Origin of the sequence: Streptomyces sp. NBC_00464 (assembly GCF_036013915.1) — a bacterium.
Taxonomy (GTDB): Bacteria; Actinomycetota; Actinomycetes; order Streptomycetales; family Streptomycetaceae; genus Streptomyces.
Genome location: NZ_CP107899.1, coordinates 357,770 through 378,078 on the forward strand (window position 1 = coordinate 357,770; position 20,309 = coordinate 378,078).

Sequence of the window (20,309 nt, forward strand, 5' to 3'; positions counted from 1 at the left end):
CGACGCGCGCTTCAGGTGGTGTCGCGCCGTTCCTCAGCCGTGCAGCGCTCACGCATGCCCCGCAGGTATGCCACGTGGTACTCGGCGCTCTGCCCGTCGAGCGTCATGACCGCTTCCTCGATCAAGGGGCGCGCGGCCCCGGTCTCCGACGTGTCCAGGTAGGTCTCGGCCAGGTCGGTGAGGGTCCTGGCCGTGTTGTACGTGTCGCCGTGGTCCCGGAAGTACCGCAGTGCCGTCTCCAGTCGTTCCCGTGACTCCTCGGTCCTGCCCATTCCGCGCAGGGCCCGGCCCCGGTGACGCTCCAACAGGGCCTGCGCGCGCGGGACGTCGGCCGTCCCCTCGTCCGTCGGCAGCATGGCGTCCAGGACGGTCCCCGCCTCGTCGAAGCACGCGTAGGCCTCCCGCCAGCGCCACTGCCGCAGGCGGAGCAGTCCCAGGAACTCGGTTGCCGATGCGTGGCCGCGCCGGTGGCCGGACGCTTCCTCCGACCGGGCCGAGGCGAGCGCCTCCGTCTCCGCCTCCTCCCAGCGGCGCAACTCGGTGAGGGTGTGCGCCAGTTGGGCGTGCAGGGCGCCCGCTTCCGCCGTGCCCGGCCAGTGGGCGTCGGCGAGACGGGCCCCGATCCGGAGTGCGGGCAGCAGCATCTCGTGGTGTCCGGCCTTGAGTTGCAGCGGCCACAGGGAGCGGCAGATCCGCACGGCGGACGCGGGGTCGCCCGCCTCCTCGGCGCAGTGGACCGCCTGGACCAGGTTCCCCGCCTCCGCGATCAACGCGTCGAGGGCCTCACCCCGGCTCCCGTACGTCCGGTGCCCGTGCGCTGCGGAGGGTGCGGGGACGCGCCAGCTCTCCGGGAGTGCCTGATGCGCCGCGGATGTCGACAGGTCGACGTACCGGGTCAGCATGCGAGCCATTGCGGCCGAGCAGCCGGCGATGCCGTCCTCCCGTACGGCGACGGCCTCCGCGTGCCGGCGGACCGCGGCGCGGTAGTGGTAGCGGGCGCGGCCGTCGGCCGCTGCGGTGCACTCCAGGAGGAGGACATCCGCCAGCTTCTCCAGGTGTGCCGCCGCGTCCTCGGGGGTCGTGCCCGTCACATCGGCGGCCGAGGCCGCGTCGAAGGCGGGCCAGGCACGTACCGCCATCAGTCGGTACAGCCTCGCCGTCGCCGGGTCCAGCAGGCGGTACGTGTCCTCTGCCGCTCCCCGTACGGGATCGTCGCCCGCGGAACCGGCGGACACCGGGGCGGTGAGTCGGGGCGCTGCCGCGCGCAGGGCGTACGGCGATCCGCCGCACCGCGCGAGGACTGAGGGGAGGGTTGCCCTGGCCTCGGCGAGGGCGGGTTTGTCGATGAGCTTGGCCAGCAGCCGGACCGCGTCCTTGTCCGTGAGCGGGCCGACGGGGACACGTACGGCATCGAGACCCGGGAACGGGTTGCGGGCCACCACGATCATGAACACCGCGGGTGCCGAGGTGAGCAGCGGCCGGACCTGGGCGGCCGAGTGCGCGTGGTCGAGGATGATCAGCAGCTTCCGGTCCGCCACACAGCGGCGGAAGAATTCACTGAGCTGCGCGGCGGATGTGGGCATCTCCTCGTCCGGTACGCCGAGTTGACGCAGGAGGTCGCGCAGGGCCGTTCCCGGCTCGCGTACGCCCTCAGGGCCGGAGGCGGCTCCCAGGTCCGTGTGCAGTTGACCGTCGGGGAACCTCGCGGCCTGTCGCGTACCCCAGTGCACCGCCAGCTCGCTGGTGCCCATGCCTTCGGCGCCGTGCACGAGGGCCAGTCTCGGGGTGCCGTCCGCGCGGCGGGACGCTTCACGGTCGAGGGCCTTCAGCGCCTCTTTGCGGTCGGTGAAGAACCGTGTCGGCACGGGGAGCGACGGCCGGCCGGACCCGAAGGCGGCTCCGCCGCCCGTCCCGCGCACGCCGCCGTTCATCCGGGCCGCGAAGGCGGACCAGGAGGCGGCAAGTCGGGGGTCGCTGCGGAATCGGTCCGCCATCATCCGTGCCATGTCGTCCAGTTCGTCCGGGGTGGTGGGTGCAGGCACCTCCCGGCCCGCGATGCGGCGTACGAATCCGCCCGTCGACTCCCACGCCCATTTCCCCGCCTCGTTGGCCATCCCCGAACCGACCGCGCCGAGCACCGTTGTCACGGCCGATACGGCCGACAGTGAAATGGGATCCAGCATGTCGCGCACTCCCCGTTCCCGGTGCTCCGCGCGATGCACCCTCCCCGGCACCGCCGCTGCCACCGTGCGACTGCAATCTATCGAGAATCCGCCCGAGTCGGGCGGCATCCCCGGAGGCCCGTCCAGCACGGCACCCGCACGTCAGCGCGCAACCTGGGGAGGTTGGATATCCTGACCGGTGTGCCGACCGAACGGGTGACCGCGTCCCATCCCGACGAGCGTTCCGGGTGATCGGGTGGCCCCGGCCGACCTGACCAGCGTTCCAGATGATCACGGTGGGCCCCGTCGGCCGCCGGCGCGGGCTGCGCGCCCGTCGGAGGGAGAGTCACGTGCAGGGTCCTGCCGCGAGCCGGGGTTCGGTCAGGAAGGCCGAACAGGCGTGGAGCCAGGCGATGGTGTTGATGCAGCGCGGGGACACCGCGGGTGCCGGCGCGCAGTTCGCGCTTGCCACGACTCATGATCCCTCCGCCGCCGACGCATGGCTGGGGCTGCACGCGACCGGCCGGCGGCAGCAGGAGGCGTTGGACGCCATGCTCCGGTGTTCCGACAGCTTCGGAGCGCTGCGGACGAAGTTCGGGCTGCCGCTGCGGTCGACGTTCCAGATCGGCCACTACGTCACCTTCCGCCTGGAGAACGCGCGCGACCTGTGGCTGGCAGGCATGTCCTCGCTGCTGGACAGGAAGCGGGTAGACGAGGCCTGGGCGGGGCTCTCGACCGCGCAACTCGACTGTGACGAGACCCGGTTCGTCTGCACGCGGTATGCGTTCGTCAAGGAGGACTGGACCCTCGTCCATACGTTCGCGACGGGCATCGGGGACGCGTTCCTGCGCGACGAGGCGCAGTTGTACGTCGGCGCCGCACTCTTCGCCCAGGGCGTCTACCACGCATCGCTCAACGCCCTGACGCCACTGCCGCGAAAGCTGAAGACCGGCAGCCGGTTCGACGCCGAGACCAAGTACTTCATGGGACGGTCGCTGGAGGAGTTGGGGCGGCCGGAAGAGGCACTGAAGAAGTACCAGTACGCCTTCCGGTATGCGCCCGACCTCCTCGACGTGAATGCGCGCGCCAAGTCCCGGCCGGCTCCCGCAGCGGATCCGGACCCACCGAGGCCCGCCCCGGCGCCGGCTCCGACCGGGGCCCGGCCTCCTCAAGGCGGCACCGGAGGCGCGGAACCCGATTCCGGCGGGCTGTCCGCGGACGCGCGGGCCCGGCTGCTCGCCGAGGCCCAGCAGTCGCTGGAGGCCATGATCGGTCTCGGGCCGGTGAAGCGCCAAGTTCTCACCCTCATAGCCCAGTTGCGCATGTCCGAACTACGGCGGGAGCAGGGCCTTCCCAGCGGTGCGCGGCCCCGGCACTTCGTCTTCGCGGGGCCGCCCGGCACCGGGAAGACGACCGTCGCCCGCATCATCGGCAAGGTCTTCGCCGGGCTCGGGCTGCTGAGTTCGGGCCACGTCGTCGAGGCCCAGCGCGTCGATCTCGTCGGCCAGCACCTCGGATCCACGGCCCTCAAGACCAGCGAGGTCATCGACTCGGCGCTGGACGGGGTGCTGTTCATCGACGAGGCGTACTCCCTGTCCAACAGTGGGTACTTCGGTGGCGACGCGTTCGGTGACGAGGCGTTGCAGGTGCTCCTGAAGCGGGCCGAGGACGACCGGGACCGGCTCGTCGTCGTACTCGCCGGATACCGTTCCGAGATGACGGAGCTGCTGTCGGCCAACCCCGGCCTGGTCTCCCGTTTCAATACGCGCGTGGACTTCCCTTCGTACTCCGCCGAGGAGCTGGTCCTCATCGCCCGGTCCGTGCTGGCCACCCAGGGCGACGAGCCCGATGCGGGCGCCCTCGAAGTCCTCTCCTCCCTCTGCGCGGCGATCGTGGACGACGGCAAGGCCGACCTCGTGGGCAACGCCCGGTTCGCGCGCGAGCTCTGTCAGAAGGCCTCCGCTCAACGGGACCTGCGGGTCTACTCGGCACACGCCGGCGGCACACCGACCCGGGAGGAGATGGTGACCGTGCTCGCCTGGGACGTGGTCGCTGCGCACGACGAGCTGATGGAGTCCCACGAATCCGGAAACGAGAGTGAGGGCGGGCGCGGGAACGGCGGATGAGGAAGGGCGCGGCAGCAACGGGTGACCGGCCCCCGGTCCCCCGGTCGTCCCGCCTCAGGGTGCCTTGAAGTACGCCGGGAACCGGGGCCCCAGCCACGGCTTGCGGCCCCACGCGAAGACCCGTCCCCGGGCCATGGCGCCCACCGGCGAGCTGCGGCCGAGCGCCATCAGCAGGAAGGTGACCGGCTCGATGGAGATCGTGCAGTCCGGGCGGTCCGGCAGCTCGTGGCCCACGGCCGCCGAGCCGTCGGTGAACGTCACGCCCAACCGGCCGCCGCCCCACAGCCGTACCGCATAGCGGGCGTTCATTCCTGCGGTGGTGGCGGCGTCGGTCACCCGGGGCATCGCCTGGATCATGAACGGAAGCGCCAGGCGGACCCGGGCGGGGTCGACCATGTGCGGACGCTTCAGTGCGCGGGCCAGGTCGTAGCCGTGGCCCAGCATGTGCGTGAGGAGGTACGAACCGAGTACCACGCGGTTCATCGGGCCCATCGGTGTCATGAGCATCTCGTCCGCCGGGTGTCCGGTCACCGCGTCCAGGCAGGCATACGCCTGCGTCACGATCATCGCGGCCAGCGGCTCCGCAGCGCGCTCGCCGTACGCCGCGAGGGCGTCCTCGTTGGCCGCGGCGATGCCCTGCGGGGTGCCGTCGCCGTGGACGTGCGGGTGTCCGGCCGCCACCTCGGCCATCAACGCGTTGGCCTGTGCCAGGTGCGCGGCGACCTCCCCCACCGTCCAGGTCAGTCCCGGGACCGGGGCGCCGGTGTCGGGGGCGCCGCGCAACAGCGCGGCGATCTCCTCGGCTGTCGTACGTATCGCATCGGCCAGCCCCTCGGGCAGCGCGCCACGCACCTCCTGCCCCGCCTCTGACTCCACTGCGCCACCGTCCTCCTGGACGCCGCCCGCGCGTCCGCTGCCGCTCCTGTTACCTGCGGGTACACAAGAGCAGCTCACACGGCCTCCCGGCAAGAGGTCGACGCCCACCGTTCGAACCCCTCTACGATCGACCGCGTGTGCGCCAATGTGATCATCGCCGAGGACGACGAGAAACAGGCGGAACTCCTCCGCCGCTACCTCGAACGGGAGGGCCATGCCGTCACCGTCGTCGGCGACGGCCTCGCCGCCCTCGACGCCGTACGGCACCGGGAGCCGGACCTGCTGGTCCTCGACGTGATGATGCCCCGGGCCGACGGTCTGGACGTGGTACGTGTACTGCGCGCCGAGTGCCGGGAGTTGCCGGTGCTGATGCTGACGGCCCGCACCACGGAGGACGATCTGCTGCTCGGCCTCGACCTCGGCGCGGACGACTACGTGACCAAGCCGTACAGCCCGCGCGAGCTGATGGCCCGGGTACGTACCCTCCTGCGCCGCAACCGCCGCGCCACGAGCGCCGCCGAGGCCGGCCCGGTGGATGCGGCCGTCCTGACGGTGGGGACGCTGGTCGTCGATCCCACCCGGCACGTGGTGTCGGTCGGCGGCGAAGCGGTGGAGTGCACCCCGGGTGAGTTCAGGATCCTCGCCGCCCTGGCGGCCGAACCCGAGCGGGTCTTCTCCCGGCAGCAACTGCTGGCGGAACTACATGGCTTCGACCGGTACATCAGCGACCGCACGGTCGACGTGCACGTCATGAACCTGCGCAAGAAGATCGAGCCCGCACCGCGACGGCCCACCCGGCTGCTCACCGTCTTCGGTGTCGGCTACAAACTGACCGACCCGGCAAAGGCGGCGGCACGTGCGTCGTCGTAACGGGGGGCGCCCTCGGAGCCGTACGCGCAGCACGTCGTCGCCGGCGGCGTCCGGGGCGTCGCGGACCCGGCTTCCGTTGCGCAAGAGCCTCTTCGCCCGGTTGCTGACCGTTTCGGCTCTGGTGGCGGCGTGTTCGGTCGCCGCCACGGCCTGGCTCGCCGTGCAGACGACCTCCGGCGCGATCCTTCAGGAGCAGGGGCAGAACCTCACCGCCGACGCCCGGATCTACCACAGCCTGCTCGGCTACGCGGCGGCTCATCCCACCTGGGACGGCGTCGACAGGACGGTGCGCGATCTGGCCGAGCAGTCCGGCCGCCGGATCGCGCTGACCACCGAACAGCGCGCGCCACTCGCCGACTCGGCCGCGCCGGAGAAGGCGGCCGCGCTGCCTGAGCAGGCGTCGGCGATCGTGGACCCGCTGTCGGTGGACACCGCGCTGGCGGCCGAGAACGCGGGCCCGTCCGGCACCCCGGCGGACCGGGTCGATCCGCGGGCGGTCGGGCCGTTCCGGCTGCCGGCCGCGGAACGTACGGCGTTGCGGAAGATCGCGGACCGGGGCGTGGCCTGTCTCAGCGAGTCCGGGATCGCCTCGGACGTCGTCCTGACCGAGAGCGGGCGCCCGGCGATCCAGGTGGTGGGCAACGACCCCGACCGGCTTCAGGGAACCCGCTGCACCACCGACCTCCTCGACACCCCGACGGCCACGGAGAGGAAGGCCCTGAAGGCGCTCAACCAGCTGGCCGACGCCTGTCTGAAGCGCCAGAACCGCAGCGGCGTGGAACTGAAGCTCGATCTGTCCTGGGGGCAGAGCGCGGAACCCGTGCCCACAGCCGTACCCACCCTGCCGCCGACCGAGGCGCCCCGGACCGCACCCGGCACCGCATCGGAGGCCGCGCCCCGCACAACGCCGACCGAGACGCCCAGCGTCATGCCGAGCTCCGCCCCCGCCCCCGCCGTCGGCACCAGCGAGGACGACCGGGCCATCGCCTCCTGCGTAGGCACGGCCCGCCGGGAACAGCTCAGCTCGTACGTCGCCTCGCCCGCCCTGCTGTTCATCAGCGACACCGGCGGCGCCACCGTCCCCGGTTTCGATCTCTCCCCGGCGAACACCGCCAGGATCGCCGGCGCGGCCGCTCTCGTCCTGGCCCTCACCGTCGGAGCGTCGGTGCTCGTCGGCGCCCGGCTCGTCCGCCCGCTGCGCGCCCTGACGGGGGCCGCCCAGCGGATGCGGGACGGGGAGGACACCGTGCCGGTCCTGGTCACGGCGGACAACGAGATCGGGCGGCTCGCCGCCACGTTCAACGACATGTCCGCCCACCGCGCACGACTGGAGGCCCAGCGCAAGGCCATGGTCAGCGACGTCGCCCATGAGCTGCGCACCCCGCTCAGCAACATCCGCGGCTGGCTGGAGGCCGCGCAGGACGGCGTGGCCGATCCGGACCCGGCGTTCATCGCGTCCCTGCACGAGGAGGCCGTGCAGCTTCAGCACATCATCGACGACCTCCAGGACCTGGCCCAGGCCGATGCGGGCGCTCTGCGGCTGCATGCCGAGCCGGTACGGATCGAGGAACTGCTGGGCCAGGTCGCCGCCGCACACCAGGCCCGCGCCGAGACGGCCGGAGTGACGCTGACGGTGCCGCCCTCACCACCGGACCGTCCCGTACCGGCACTGACGGCCGATCCGGTCCGGCTCCGCCAGGCCATCGGCAATCTGGTGTCGAACGCCGTCCGCCACACCCCGTCCGGCGGGACGGTCACCCTGCGCGCGTACGGCTCCGAGCCGGAAGACGCGGTCCTGGTGGACGTCACGGACACGGGCACAGGTATCCCGGCCGCCGACCTCGCCCACGTCTTCGACCGCTTCTGGCGCGCCGAGAAGTCCCGCAGCCGTCGCACGGGAGGCAGCGGACTCGGGCTGGCGATCGTACGGAAGCTCGCGGAGGCACACGGCGGGACGGCGACGGCGGTGAGCGTGCCGGGCGAGGGCTCGGTGTTCACCCTGCGCCTTCCGGCCGACCGTCCGGGGGACGACCTCGCGAAAGGCTCCTCGAACGGCTCCGCGAACGGCTCCGCGAACGGCTCCCCGGCAGGCTCCGCGGGCAGTCCCCCGGACGGTTCCGAGCAGCCCTGATGCGATGACCACAGCGTTCTGACAGCTTCTTCATAACTTCGCGCCAGCCTGTCGGTACGCCTCACGCCGCGGTGCGCTCCCGCACCGCGGCGCCGTCGAGGCCGACCTGGAACGGAGCCATGTTCATGCCCCTGCGTACGTCTCTGCGTACCGCCGTCCTCACCGCTGTCGCGGTCGGCGCGGTCTGCGTCCCCGCCACCTCGGCGTTCGCCGACTCCACGCCCACGGCCACGCCCTCGGTCTCGGCCGCTCCCGCTTCGCCGCGCACCGAGCCCTCCCCCGTAGTCACCCGGGCGCCCTCCGCCGCCACCCCGTCCGAAGTGCCGCGTGGTGGCGTGGCCGCGGGCGACCGCCCCAAGCCCACGGCCGTGCCGTCACAGGCCCCGTCGGTCGCGCCTCGGGGCGGTGTCGCCGCCGGTGAGGAACCGGCCGGTGCATCGGGCGACAACACGGCCGCCGTCATGGGTTCCGCCGTGGCCGCCCTGCTGGTCGGCGGCGCCGGAACGGTCGTTCTGCGCCGCCGCCGCAGCAACTGACCCACCCGCACCGAACAGCCCGCAGTGGCGCCGTCCTTCACCGGGCGGCGCCACTGCCGTCGTCGCCCGAACGCCTCAGGAGCCCGCCCCCATGTCCCGTACAACCCAGCCCTTCCGGCGCCGTCGCACCGCACTGCTGCCGGCGTACGCCTGTCTCGCACTGACCGCGTTGACCGCACTGACCGGCTGCTCCGACACCTCACCGTCGAAGTCCCCGGCCGCCGTGGCACAGACGCCCACCACGGCCGGCACCCCGGACACCGAGGCCACGGCCGAGAGCCCTGCAAAGCCCGTTGCTCAGGCGCCGGTTCACGTCACCATCCCCTCCCTCGGGGTGGACAGCGACATCATGCGCCTCGGTCTCAACACCGACGGCACTGTCGAAGTCCCGCCCGCCGACAAGGGCATGACGGTCGGTTGGTACACCGGTGGCTCGGTGCCCGGAGAACCGGGGCCCGCCGTACTGATCGGCCACAACGACACCCGCTTCGGCCGGGCCGTCTTCCACGACCTCAAGAAGATCGCCAAGGGTGCGGACATCACCGTCCGGGACGAGAAGGGCACCGAGGTCCACTTCAAGGTCACCGTCCGCGAGACCGCGGACAAGACGGCGTTCCCCACAGCCCGGGTCTACGGACCCACCGACGACCGTGCCCTGCGGCTGATCACCTGTGACGGCGCGTTCGACGCCCAGGGGCATCCCGTGGACAACCTGATCGTGTACGCGACCAGAAGCTGACAGATGCGGACGTGATGTGCCGCCCCGGCTCGCCGCCCGTCCCGCATCGGGCGACCATGGAGGAGGGACCGCCCGGGGGCACGGCACGGGAGGCATCCGTGGCACACGACCACACCACTGACGTGATCGTCGCCGGCGCCGGTCCGGTCGGGCTGAGCGCGGCCGCCGAGCTTCGCCGTCGCGGGGTGTCGTGCCGCGTCGTCGAGCGGCTGCCGGCCCGGCTCCCGTACGCCAAGGCCGTCGGCATCCAGCCGCGCACCCTGGAGATCTGGGACCGGATGGGCCTGGTGCGCACCGTGCTGGAGGCCGCCGTCCCGATGCGCGGCCAGCTGATCCATGTCAACGGGAGCGAGGTGGCACGGATCGATCTCGTCCTCCCGCCCGAGGTGCCCTACGGCTTCGCCGCGCTTCCGCAGTACGAGACCGAGCGCATCCTGGAGGAGTACCTGGCGGGCCTGGACACGCGCGTCGAGCGCGGGACCGAGCTGCTGTCGTTCGCCCAGGACGCGGACGGGGTCACGGCGCACCTGCGCACCGGATCCGGCGCCGCCGAGGAGGTTCGCGCCCGTTTCCTGGTCGGCTGCGACGGCGCGCACAGCACCGTACGCAAGGGGCTGGGGCTCTCCTTCGAGGGTGGGGCCTTCGCCGAGGAGTACATGCTGGCGGACGTCGTGGCCGACTGGGACCTGCCGTACGGCTACGGGGTGCGCGCGAGCCACACCGGCGACGACGGCTCCACCGATGACCTGCTGGTCTGTATCCCGCTCCCGGGCGACGGCCGCTACCGGATGTCCATGCTGGTGCCGCCCGAGCTCTCCGCCGGGGCGGCCGACGGGGCCGAGGTGGCGCACGGGCTGGAGGGGGGATGTGTGCCGGAGCTCTCCGACATCCAGGCCGTCGTCGACCGCCTGGCCCCCAGGCCGGCGACCCTGTCCGGGATGCGCTGGTCCTCCGTCTTCCGCATCAGTCACCGCATCGTCGACCGGTACGGCGAGGGCCGGGTCTTCGTCGCGGGCGATGCCGCCCACATCCATCCGCCGACCGGGGCGCAGGGCATGAACACCGGCATCCAGGACGCCTGCAACCTGGCCTGGAAGCTCGCTCTCGTGGTCCGTGGGGAAGCCGGTCCCGCCCTCCTCACCAGCTACGACGCGGAACGGCGCCCGGTCGGTGAGGAGGTCGTCGGCCGGACCGTGCGGCACGCCACGCGGGGCATCGAGAACGACGCCGACGACATGGAGACGCTGATGCTCCGCGAGGCCCAGCTGCTCGTCGGGTACCGGGACGGCCCCCTCGCCTCCGCCCCGTACGGGCCGGACGACGCACCCCAGCCCGGTGACCGGGCCCCGGACTGCGCGGGGCTGACCACGCCGGTGGCCACCTACCCGCTGCGGCTGCTCGACGTGCTGCGCGGACTCACGGGGCATGTGCTGGTGCTGTACGCGGAGAAGAGCGCCGACGTCGAGGCGGGCGATGCGGACGAGGCAGGCGGGCTGCACACGGTCACCGTCGTCGGGCGCGACTCCCCGCCGGACACGCCCGCGTACCGCGATGCCGCCGGTGAGTTCGCCAGGCTCTACCGCCCCGACGGCCCGACCGGCTTCATCGTGCGCCCGGACGGCCAGCTCGGCGCCCGTTTCCCGCTCTCCGGTACCGCGAAGGCCGTGGCGGACCACTTCGCGGCCCTGTCCGGTCATGCGGGGTGACCACCCGCCCGGCGTACGTGAAGGATCTTCCCGCCGTTCCTCTTCTGTTGGCTCCGCCTGGCTACTCTCCACTCGCCCGGTCCGGCACAGGAGAGGTACGTCATGAGCACCCCGGTCCACCGCACCTCGACTCGGCAGTCCGTGGCTGTCCTGCCCCCGACCCGGCAGAGCCGGGCCGGGGCTCCGGTCCGCGACTCGCCGGATCGCCCCCTCCTACGGATCCAGTCCAGCCTCGGCAACCGGGCCGCGGTCGCGGCAGTGCAGCGTGCCAGGGACACCGCGGAGGGGAAGGAACCGGAGAAGGAGCCGGAGAACGGCAGCCCCTCCACCGGATCGAAGAGCTATCGCGACCGGATCGCCGCGGTCCTCGACAAGCTCAAGAAGAATCTCGAGTTCATCGACACCTTCGTCAAGGGCGTCCATGTCCCTGCCAACGCGGGCTTCTCCCAGCAGGCCTCCGCCACGGCCGACGAAGCCCTCAAGCACTCCGCCGGCTCCTCGGGGACCGCCGCCGCGTCGGAGAACCTGGTCACGGAGACCGCCGGCGCCGTGCTCAGCGGCATGGAGGCGGTCAAAGCGAGGAAGGACGCCGCGAAGCACACGGACGGGGCGGCCTTTCACGGAGCGGACAAGAAGGCCAACACCAAGACGGCCGACGCGGTCATCGGCGCCGCCGGCGCGGGAAACTATGCCCTCGGTATCGCCAAGGAACTGACCAAGGCCCAGAAGGCGATGCACGCCGCGACAGCGGCCGAGGCAAGCGGCATCGGATCCAGTGTCGTCGGCGCGGTGAAAGGCGCCCGCGCGGCGGGCCGCTTCGGACTGACCGCCCGCAAATACCGTGCTCTCAAGGAGCTCGGAAGGCCCGACCGCACCGACGAGGGGGCACTGGCCCGGCTGAACCAGGCACGGCAGGAAGCCGAATGGGCCGCGGACGAGGCGTACGTCGCGCTGGATGCCCATTGGGACCACGAGGACGCGGACCGGCTGGAGCGCGTTTCCCAGGCCATCGATGCCGCCTGGGCGGCCACGGGTACGGCACGTGACGCCGCCAGAGACGTCCGGCGCGCGGAAGAGGGGAACACGCTCAACACGGTGCACACGTACGCGCTCGGCAAGCAGCGCAACAAGATGGGCAAGCAGGCGCTCACCGCAGTGGGCGAGTCCACCAAGGCCGCAGGCGGCATCGTGACGGCGGTCGCCGCCACAGCGGGAGGAGCCGCACTGGCGAGCAACCCGGTCGGCTGGGGCCTCGCCGCAGGTGCGGCCGGCCTCATCCTCGGCGTCACCGCCTACAAGGCCGGCCGCGCGGGCATGAAGCGTTACGACGGAGCACGCCACCCGGAACGCTGGGCGGGGGATGCGGCCCCGGCGGAGCCCGCCACCCGGGAGGACGCGCTGAAGGAGGCCCTGAAGTTCTGGAAGAAGGTGGAGAACGGCGAGCGTCAGGCCATGGCGCGGAAGATCTACGGATTGGCGGCGGGCACGGACATCGCGGGGAGCGGCGACACATCGGCCGACATGCGGGACTCGGCCAGGGCCCTTCTCGTCGCTCTGAAAGCGGGCCCCGCCCAACACCGGCAGACCCCGGACGAGTGGGCGAACTCCCTCAACGACCCCGCGAGGAGTGCCGCTTGGATCAAGGAGATAGCCGAACAGCTGTCCTCTGCCTGACCGGGAGCCATCGCGGGCGGAGCGTCTCGGGGCGGCGGCTGTCGTCGGGGCCGGCCGAACGCGGCCTGGCCCGAAAAGCAGAAGGACCCCTGATGAACAGGGGTCCCAGCTGGTGTCCGAGGGGGGACTTGAACCCCCACGCCCGATAAAGGGCACTAGCACCTCAAGCTAGCGCGTCTGCCATTCCGCCACCCGGACTAGGTGGTCGGCCCCGGTCTCCCGCGGCGACAAAGAAAACAATACCAGGGGTTTGGGGTCGCTCTCACCTGCATATCCGGTGGTCATCGCCCTGGTCAGTGCGGTGCGGGGGCATCGGCGGGACGGGGGCGGGCCCGGATCCGGTCGATCGCGCACGGTCCGTCGCACGTCGTGTACGCACCGTACGGCCGGAGGGTCGGTGACGGCATCCACCGTTGCGCGGGCGGGCCGGGTTACGTTCGCGGGCATGAGTGATCGCGGCTACCGGCCACCCCGCGCGCTGTCGCCCCTGCGCGAGCACCTGCGCGAGACCTTCTGGTTCGCCCCGACCCTGACGCTGATCTGCGCCGTCGTGCTCTGGTTCATCGCCTCGGCACTGGACGAGCAGATCGTGGCCTACCTCCAGGACCAGCAGGCGTACGACGAGATCACGGACCTGGTCTCGATCGCCGAGGACACGAAGACGATCGTCGTCACGATCAGCTCGGCGATGATGACCTTCATCGGTGTGGTCTTCAGCATCTCGCTGGTGGCCGTGCAGATGGCGAGCGGGCAGCTCACGCCCCGGGTGGTGCGGATCTTCGTACGGAGCCGGATCAGCAAGCTCACGCTCTCCGTCTTCCTGGCGACCTTCGTGTTCTCGCTGCTGGTCCTGAGCTCGTACGAGAGCACGGCCGATCCGCGCCGCGTCGTGTCCGTCCCGTTTCTGCAGAGCATCCTGACTGCCGTGCTCGTCGGGCTCAGCCTGCTGCTCTTCATCGCGTACGTGAGCGCCACGCTGCGGTTGATGCAGGTCGGTCCCGTCGTCGACCGGATCACACGGGACTCCTTCCATGTACTGCGGCGGATGCCCGTCGGCGGGCCGCGCGAGGAGGCGCTTCCCGCGGAGACCGGGCAGATCCTGCACGAGGGGCGGGCCGGGGTGCTGCGGGACGTGAACGTGGCGCGGCTGGTCCGGGCCGCCCGGCAGCAGGGTGCGGTGCTGCGGCTGGTCCCCCGGCTCGGGGACTTCGTCGTGCCGGGCACGCCGGTCCTGGCGGTGCACGGGGGGACCGCGCCGCCCCGGCGCGCGCTGCGGTACACGGTGTCCGTCGGGGTCGAGCGCACGCTCCACCAGGATCTGGCGTTCGGGCTGCGGCAGCTGTCGGACATCGCGCTGCGGGCACTGTCGCCGGCGGTGAACGATCCGACCACCGCCGTGCAGTGCCTCGACCGCATCGTGCAGTTCCTCGCGGCCGTGTCGGGGCTCCCCCTCGGCGCCGTCCACCACCGGGACCGCAAGGGGGTGGTGCGGCTCGTTCAGGACGTGCCGGGGTGGGTGGACCTCGTGGATCTCGGGTTCGAGGAGATCCGGCGGTGCGCGACCGACAGTCCGCAGGTGACGCGGCGGCTGCTGGCCGGCATCGATGACCTGGTGCTGCTGGCCGGGCCGGAGCGGCAGGGTCCGCTGCTCCGGCACCGTGCGCTGCTGGTGCAGGCGGTGGAGCGCACGGTGCCGGAGGCCGCCGAGCGCGAGTTCGCGCTGCTGCCCGACCGGCAGGGGATCGGGTGAGGGCCCCTGCCTAGATCAGGTGGCGGTCCGGGAAGTTGCCCGGCAGGCGGTCGTCCGCCGGGCCGTCGGTGACCGCGCGGACCAGGAGTTCACCGCCGACGAACGCCCCGCGCCAGGAGGCGCCGAAGCCGCCGAAGAGCTCTTCGCGGTCGCCCCGGGATCGGGGTGTGCCATGGCCGACCTTGAAGGCGCGGATCTGCGGGGCCAGCCCCATGCCGAGAATCCGACGTGCCATGAGGGCCGCAGCCGCGGGGTCCGCCGCCATCCTCACCCCGCCCGCCTTGCCGCGGCCTCCGGTCTTGACCTGCGCCTTGACGACGACGCGTCCGCCGAGCCGCCGGGCCGCCCGCTGCGCCCGCGCCGCACTGCCGACGACCTCGGCGCGGGGTACCGCTATGCCGTGTTCTGCGAAGAGTTGCCGTGCCTGGTGCTCGTACAGATCCATAGCCACTCCCGATCGCGCCGATTGTGAAAGTGCCGCACGCCCCCTGGACACCACCCACCGGATGCGGGATAACAAGGTTCATACAGTATTCGTCGACTGTATGCAATGTACCGCGGGGGCACTGGAGCGGCTCCCGTACTCCCCTACGAAGGGACAGGGATCTTCATGCCCGAGGACAGCCAGGACCTCATTTCCGGTGGGCACTTGGTCGCGAAGGCGTTGAAGGCCGAGGGGGTGGAGCGCATCTACACCCTCTGCGGCGGCCACATCATCGACATCTACGACGGCTGCGTCGACGAGGGCATCGAGGTCGTCGACGTACGACACGAGCAGGTCGCCGCCCACGCCGCCGACGGCTACGCACGGATCACCGGGAAGCCCGGGTGCGCCGTCGTCACCGCAGGGCCGGGGACGACGGACGCGGTGACGGGCGTCGCGAACGCCTTCCGCGCCGAGTCGCCCATGCTGCTGATCGGTGGTCAGGGGGCGCACAGCCAGCACAAGATGGGCTCGCTCCAGGATCTCCCGCATGTCGAGATGATGGCGCCGATCTCGAAGTTCTCCGCCTCCGTGCCGGACACCGCGCGCGCCGCGGACATGGTGTCCATGGCCTTCCGCGAGTGCTACCACGGCGCCCCCGGCCCGTCCTTCCTGGAGATCCCGCGCGATGTACTGGACGCCAAGGTGCCGGTGTCGAAGGCCCGGGTGCCACAGGCCGGGCAGTACCGGGCCTCGACCCGCTCGCCCGGAGACCCCGCGGCCGTCGAAAGGCTCGCCGACCTCCTCGTACACGCCGAGAAGCCGGCGATCCTGCTGGGCAGTCAGGTGTGGACCACCCGCGCCACGGACTCCGCGATCGAGCTCGTACGCACCCTGAACGTCCCGGCGTACATGAACGGGGCGGGCCGCGGCACCCTGCCGCCCGGGGATCCGCACCACTTCCAGTTGTCGCGTCGCTACGCGTTCTCCAACGCCGACCTCATCATCATCGTGGGGACGCCGTTCGACTTCCGCATGGGATACGGGAAGCGGCTCTCCCCCGACGCCACCGTCGTGCAGATCGACCTCGACTACCGCACGGTCGGCAAGAACCGGGACATCGATCTCGGGATCGTCGGTGACGCGGGCCTGGTCCTGAAGGCCGTCACCGAAGCCGCGAGCGGGCGGCTCAACGGCGGTGCGGTCAAGCGCAAGGCCTGGCTGGAGGAGCTGCGCACCGCCGAACAGACCGCGATCGAAAAGCGGTTGCCGAGTCTGAGGTCGGACGCGCCGCCGATCCACCCGTACCGTCTGGTCAGCGAGATCAACGAGTTCCTCACCGAGGACTCGATCTACATCGGGGACGGCGGCGACATCGTGACCTTCTCCGGTCAGGTCGTGCAGCCGAAGTCGCCCGGCCACTGGATGGACCCGGGGCCGCTCGGCACCCTCGGCGTCGGCGTGCCGTTCGTGCTGGCCGCAAAGCAGGCCCGGCCCGACAAGGAGGTCGTCGCACTCTTCGGTGACGGCGCGTTCTCCCTCACCGGCTGGGACTTCGAGACGCTGGTGCGCTACAACCTCCCGTTCGTCGGCATCGTCGGCAACAACTCCTCGATGAACCAGATCCGTTACGGCCAAAAGGCCAAGTACGGCGACGCGCGCGAGCGGGTCGGCAACACCCTCGGCGACGTCCATTACGACAAGTTCGCCCAGATGCTGGGGGGTTACGGCGAGGAGGTGCGCGATCCGGCCGACATCGCGCCGGCGCTGCGGCGGGCCCGCGAATCCGGCCTGCCCTCGCTGATCAACGTCTGGGTCGACCCGGACGCGTACGCCCCCGGAACCATGAACCAGACCATGTACAAGTAGCAGAGGAGCCGTTGGCATGACCAAAGCTCTTGAGGGCGTGCGCGTCCTCGACATGACGCACGTACAGTCCGGTCCCTCCGCCACCCAGCTGCTCGCCTGGCTCGGTGCGGACGTGGTCAAACTGGAGGCTCCCAGCGGTGACATCACCCGCAAGCAGCTGCGCGATCTGCCCGATGTCGACTCCCTCTACTTCACGATGCTCAACTGCAACAAGCGGAGCATCACGCTGAACACCAAGAGCGCGCGCGGCAAGGAGATCCTCACCGACCTCATCCGCCGCAGCGATGTGATGGTGGAGAACTTCGGGCCGGGGGCCGTCGACCGGATGGGATTCACCTGGGAGCGCATCCAGGAGATCAACCCGAGGATCGTGTACGCCTCCATCAAGGGCTTCGGGGAAGGGCCGTACACCAACTTCAAGGCGTACGAGGTGGTCGCCCAGGCGATGGGCGGCTCGATGTCCACCACCGGTTTCGAGGACGGTCCGCCGCTGGCGACCGGTGCGCAGATCGGTGACTCCGGGACCGGCATCCACGCCGTCGCCGGCATTCTGGCCGCCCTGTTCCAGCGCGAGAACACCGGGCGGGGGCAGCGCGTCAACGTCGCCATGCAGCACGCGGTGCTCAATCTGTGCCGGGTCAAGCTGCGCGACCAACAGCGCCTCACACACGGCCCGTTGGCCGAGTATCCGAACGAGAACTTCGGCGACGAGGTGCCGCGCAGCGGCAACGCCAGCGGTGGCGGACAGCCCGGCTGGGCGGTGAAGTGCGCGCCCGGAGGCCCCAACGACTATGTGTACGTGATCGTGCAGCCCGTCGGCTGGCAACCGCTCGCCTCGCTGATCGGGCGTCCGGAGCTGGTGGAGGACCCCGAGTGGGCGACGCCCGAGGCCCGGCTGCCCAAGTTGAACAAGATGTTCCAGCTCATCGAGGAGTGGTCGTCCACGCTGCCCAAGTGGGAGGTCCTGGAACAGCTCAACGGGCACAACATCCCCTGTGGTCCGATCCTGTCCACCAAGGAGATCGTGGAGGACGAGTCGCTGGCCGCCAACGAGATGGTCGTACGGGTGGAGCACCCCGAGCGCGGGACCTTCACCACCGTCGGAAGTCCGCTGAAGCTCTCCGACTCCCCCGTGGACGTGGTGACCTCACCGCTGCTCGGCCAGCACAACGAAGAGGTGTACGTCGGCGAACTGGGCCTCGGTGACGAGGAACTGCGGCTGCTGAAGACGAGCGGAGTCATCTGAGCATGGTCGAATCACAGGATCGCGAACAGGTCAGGCAGCTCCTCGAATCCGTCCGGACCTCCGGCCGGACGGCGCTCACCGCCCCCGAGGGCAAGGTCGTGGCGGATGCGTACGGGATCGTGGTGCCCGGCGAGGAGCTGGCGCAGGACATCGACGAGGCGGTGGCCCATGCGGACCGGCTCGGCGGGCCCGTCGTACTGAAGATCGTCTCCCCCGATGTGCTGCACAAGACGGATGCCGGCGGGGTCGTCGTCGGTGTGGAGGGTGCCTCGCAGGTCAGGGAGGCGTTCTGCCGCATCATCGAGAACGTGCGGGCGTATGCGCCGGACGCACGGATCGACGGGGTGCAGGTGCAGCAGCTGGTGCCGCCCGGGCAGGAGGTGATCATCGGTGCGGTGACGGACCCGACGTTCGGCAAGGTCGTCGCCTTCGGCCTGGGCGGCGTGCTGGTGGAGGTGCTGAAGGACATCACCTTCCGGCTCGCGCCCGTCACCCCGGACGAGGCGCTGTCGATGCTCGACTCGATCGGCGCGGCGGAGATCCTGCGCGGGGTGCGCGGCGCGCCGGCGGTCGACCGGTGGGCGCTGGCCGAGCAGATCCGTCGGGTGTCCCAACTGGTCACGGACTTCCCGGAGATCGCCGAGGTCGACCTCAACCCGGTGATCGCTTCCCCGGACGGTGCCGTCGCCGCCGATATCCGGATTCTGCTGGCCACCGAGGCCGTCAAGGAACGGCGCACGTACAGCCGCGAGGAGATCCTCGCCTCGATGCGCCGGTTGATGGAGCCTCACTCGGTCGCGGTGATCGGCGCCTCCAACGAGGCGGGAAAGATCGGTAATTCGGTGATGCGCAACCTCATCGACGGGGGTTTTGCCGGGGAGATCCATCCGGTCAATCCCCGGGCCGATGACATTCTGGGCCGCAAGGCGTACAAGAGTGTCACGGACGTTCCCGGCGAGGTGGATGTGGCGGTCTTCGCGATCCCTGCCAAGTTCGTGGCGTCGGCGCTGGAGGAGGTGGGCCGCAAGGGCATCGCGAACGCGGTCCTGATTCCGTCCGGCTTCGCCGAGACCGGTGAACAGGCGTTGCAGGACGAGATCGTGGCGATCGGCGAGCGGCACGGCGTGCGGCTGCTGGGTCCCAACATCTACGGCTACTACTCGACGTGGCAGGACCTGTGCGCCACGTTCTGCACCCCGTACGACGTGAAGGGCGGGGTGGCGCTGACGTCCCAGTCCGGTGGCATCGGCATGGCGATCCTCGGCTTCGCCCGTTCGACGAAGACCGGTGTCTCGGCGATCGTCGGGCTCGGCAACAAGTCGGACCTCGACGAGGACGATCTGCTGACCTGGTTCGGCGAGGACCCACACACCGAGTGCATCGCGATGCACCTGGAGGACCTCAAGGACGGGCGCGCCTTCGTGGAGGCGGCGCGGGCGACCGTACCGAAGAAGCCGATCGTGGTGCTGAAGGCGGGCCGTACGAGCGCGGGCGCGAAGGCGGCCGGTTCCCACACCGGGGCGCTGGCCGGCGACGACGCCGTGTACGACGACATCCTGCGCCAGGCAGGAGTGATCAGGGCGCCCGGCCTGAACGACATGCTGGAGTACGCGCGGGCACTGCCCGTGCTTCCGGCACCCAAGGGCGACAACATCGTCATCATCACCGGCGCGGGCGGATCCGGTGTACTGCTCTCCGACGCGATCGTGGACAACGGCCTGTCGCTGATGGAGATCCCGCCGGATCTCGACTCCGCGTTCAAGGCGTTCATCCCGCCGTTCGGCGCGGCCGGGAACCCGATCGACATCACGGGCGGTGAGCCGCCGTCGACGTACGAGGCGACGATCAGGCTCGGCATGGAGGACCCGCGCATCCACGCGCTGGTCCTGGGCTACTGGCACACGATCGTCACCCCGCCGATGGTCTTCGCCGAGCTGACCGCCCGGGTGGTCCAGGAGTTCCGGGACCGCGGGATCGAGAAGCCGGTCGTCGCGTCGCTGGCCGGGGACACCGAGGTCGAGGAGGCCTGCGCGTATCTCTTCGAGCGCGGCGTCGTCGCGTACCCCTACACCACCGAGAAGCCGGTCGCGGCGCTCGGTGCGAAGTACCGCTGGGCAAGGGCCGCGGGGCTGCTGACCTGACCCTTCCCAGGCACGAGGAGTTTGGACAGGGGGCGCTGGCCAGGTTCTTTCGAAGCCAA

Annotated in this window: 13 protein-coding genes, 1 tRNA gene and 2 pseudogenes; 11 read left to right on the top strand and 5 right to left on the bottom strand. The window is 71.0% G+C overall.

What is annotated here, in order from left to right:
• Positions 1–11 precede the first annotated feature (11 nt).
• Positions 12–2,183 carry a tetratricopeptide repeat protein gene (locus OG912_RS01565; protein ID WP_327707796.1) on the bottom strand — a complete coding sequence of 724 codons (2,172 nt, stop codon included), beginning with the start codon at positions 2,181–2,183 and terminating at the stop codon, positions 12–14.
• Between the two features lie 329 nt (positions 2,184–2,512).
• Between OG912_RS01565 and OG912_RS01570 the strand changes: the two genes are divergently transcribed.
• A complete protein-coding gene (locus OG912_RS01570; RefSeq protein ID WP_327707797.1) occupies positions 2,513–4,288 on the top strand; it encodes an AAA family ATPase in 1,776 nt (591 codons plus the stop codon).
• Between the two features lie 54 nt (positions 4,289–4,342).
• Here OG912_RS01570 and OG912_RS01575 read toward each other — a convergent pair whose 3' ends face one another.
• Positions 4,343–5,164, bottom strand: a complete 822-nt coding sequence (locus OG912_RS01575) for a maleylpyruvate isomerase family mycothiol-dependent enzyme (RefSeq protein WP_327707798.1) — start codon at positions 5,162–5,164, stop codon at positions 4,343–4,345.
• Positions 5,165–5,299: 135 nt separating this feature from the next.
• Between OG912_RS01575 and OG912_RS01580 the strand changes: the two genes are divergently transcribed.
• The 6 genes from OG912_RS01580 to OG912_RS01605 all read left to right on the top strand — a co-directional run bounded on the left by OG912_RS01580 (position 5,300) and on the right by OG912_RS01605 (position 12,820).
• Positions 5,300–6,034, top strand: coding sequence for a response regulator transcription factor (locus tag OG912_RS01580; RefSeq protein WP_327707799.1), 735 nt, complete (start codon positions 5,300–5,302; stop codon positions 6,032–6,034).
• 76 nt (positions 6,035–6,110) lie between these two features.
• Positions 6,111–8,165, top strand: a complete 2,055-nt coding sequence (locus tag OG912_RS01585; RefSeq protein ID WP_327707800.1) for a sensor histidine kinase — start codon at positions 6,111–6,113, stop codon at positions 8,163–8,165.
• A 125-nt stretch (positions 8,166–8,290) separates the two neighbouring features.
• Positions 8,291–8,701, top strand: a complete 411-nt coding sequence (locus OG912_RS01590; protein WP_327707801.1) for a sortase-dependent protein — start codon at positions 8,291–8,293, stop codon at positions 8,699–8,701.
• Positions 8,702–8,792: 91 nt separating this feature from the next.
• Positions 8,793–9,440, top strand: a complete 648-nt coding sequence (locus tag OG912_RS01595) for a class F sortase (RefSeq protein WP_327707802.1) — start codon at positions 8,793–8,795, stop codon at positions 9,438–9,440.
• A 56-nt stretch (positions 9,441–9,496) separates the two neighbouring features.
• The gene (locus OG912_RS01600; protein ID WP_327707803.1) at positions 9,497–11,146 is read left to right on the top strand and encodes an FAD-dependent monooxygenase; all 1,650 of its coding nucleotides are present in this window, start codon (positions 9,497–9,499) and stop codon (positions 11,144–11,146) included.
• Positions 11,147–11,248: 102 nt separating this feature from the next.
• On the top strand, positions 11,249–12,820 hold the full coding sequence (locus OG912_RS01605; protein WP_327707804.1) for a hypothetical protein: 1,572 nt from the start codon (positions 11,249–11,251) through the stop codon (positions 12,818–12,820).
• A 110-nt stretch (positions 12,821–12,930) separates the two neighbouring features.
• On the opposite strand, the gene OG912_RS01610 is transcribed toward OG912_RS01605, so the two are convergent.
• Positions 12,931–13,018: transfer RNA gene (locus OG912_RS01610), tRNA-Leu, on the bottom strand.
• A gap of 247 nt (positions 13,019–13,265) precedes the next feature.
• Between OG912_RS01610 and OG912_RS01615 the strand changes: the two genes are divergently transcribed.
• On the top strand, positions 13,266–14,570 hold the full coding sequence (locus tag OG912_RS01615; RefSeq protein ID WP_327707805.1) for a DUF2254 domain-containing protein: 1,305 nt from the start codon (positions 13,266–13,268) through the stop codon (positions 14,568–14,570).
• A 10-nt stretch (positions 14,571–14,580) separates the two neighbouring features.
• On the opposite strand, the pseudogene OG912_RS01620 reads toward OG912_RS01615, so the two are convergent.
• Positions 14,581–14,778, bottom strand: a pseudogene (locus tag OG912_RS01620) (aldehyde dehydrogenase family protein); the annotation flags it as partial.
• Positions 14,776–15,015 (bottom strand): annotated as a pseudogene (locus OG912_RS01625) (ATP-grasp domain-containing protein); the annotation flags it as partial. The pseudogenes OG912_RS01625 and OG912_RS01620, both read right to left, overlap by 3 nt.
• 165 nt (positions 15,016–15,180) lie before the next feature.
• On the opposite strand from OG912_RS01625, the gene OG912_RS01630 reads away from it, so the two are divergent.
• From OG912_RS01630 to OG912_RS01640, 3 genes are read left to right on the top strand one after another with little or no spacing between them, the layout of a single operon-like run.
• Complete coding sequence (locus OG912_RS01630) at positions 15,181–16,863, top strand: thiamine pyrophosphate-binding protein (protein WP_327707806.1); 1,683 nt, start codon at positions 15,181–15,183, stop codon at positions 16,861–16,863.
• A 16-nt stretch (positions 16,864–16,879) separates the two neighbouring features.
• The gene (gene frc, locus OG912_RS01635) at positions 16,880–18,109 is read left to right on the top strand and encodes a formyl-CoA transferase (protein WP_327707807.1); all 1,230 of its coding nucleotides are present in this window, start codon (positions 16,880–16,882) and stop codon (positions 18,107–18,109) included.
• Positions 18,110–18,111: 2 nt separating this feature from the next.
• On the top strand, positions 18,112–20,250 hold the full coding sequence (locus OG912_RS01640; RefSeq protein ID WP_327707808.1) for an acetate--CoA ligase family protein: 2,139 nt from the start codon (positions 18,112–18,114) through the stop codon (positions 20,248–20,250).
• The last annotated feature ends 59 nt before the right edge of the window (positions 20,251–20,309 follow it).

Bases quoted from the DNA above. Each gene is read 5' to 3' on its own strand.
- OG912_RS01565 (WP_327707796.1), bottom strand. From the start codon at position 2,183: ATGCTGGATCCCATTTCACTGTCGGCCGTATCGGCCGTGACAACGGTG.
- OG912_RS01640 (WP_327707808.1), top strand. From the start codon at position 18,112: ATGGTCGAATCACAGGATCGCGAACAGGTCAGGCAGCTCCTCGAATCC.
- OG912_RS01600 (WP_327707803.1), top strand. From the start codon at position 9,497: ATGGAGGAGGGACCGCCCGGGGGCACGGCACGGGAGGCATCCGTGGCA.
- OG912_RS01630 (WP_327707806.1), top strand. From the start codon at position 15,181: ATGCCCGAGGACAGCCAGGACCTCATTTCCGGTGGGCACTTGGTCGCG.
- OG912_RS01605 (WP_327707804.1), top strand. From the start codon at position 11,249: ATGAGCACCCCGGTCCACCGCACCTCGACTCGGCAGTCCGTGGCTGTC.
- OG912_RS01615 (WP_327707805.1), top strand. From the start codon at position 13,266: ATGAGTGATCGCGGCTACCGGCCACCCCGCGCGCTGTCGCCCCTGCGC.
- OG912_RS01590 (WP_327707801.1), top strand. From the start codon at position 8,291: ATGCCCCTGCGTACGTCTCTGCGTACCGCCGTCCTCACCGCTGTCGCG.
- OG912_RS01595 (WP_327707802.1), top strand. From the start codon at position 8,793: ATGTCCCGTACAACCCAGCCCTTCCGGCGCCGTCGCACCGCACTGCTG.
- frc (WP_327707807.1), top strand. From the start codon at position 16,880: ATGACCAAAGCTCTTGAGGGCGTGCGCGTCCTCGACATGACGCACGTA.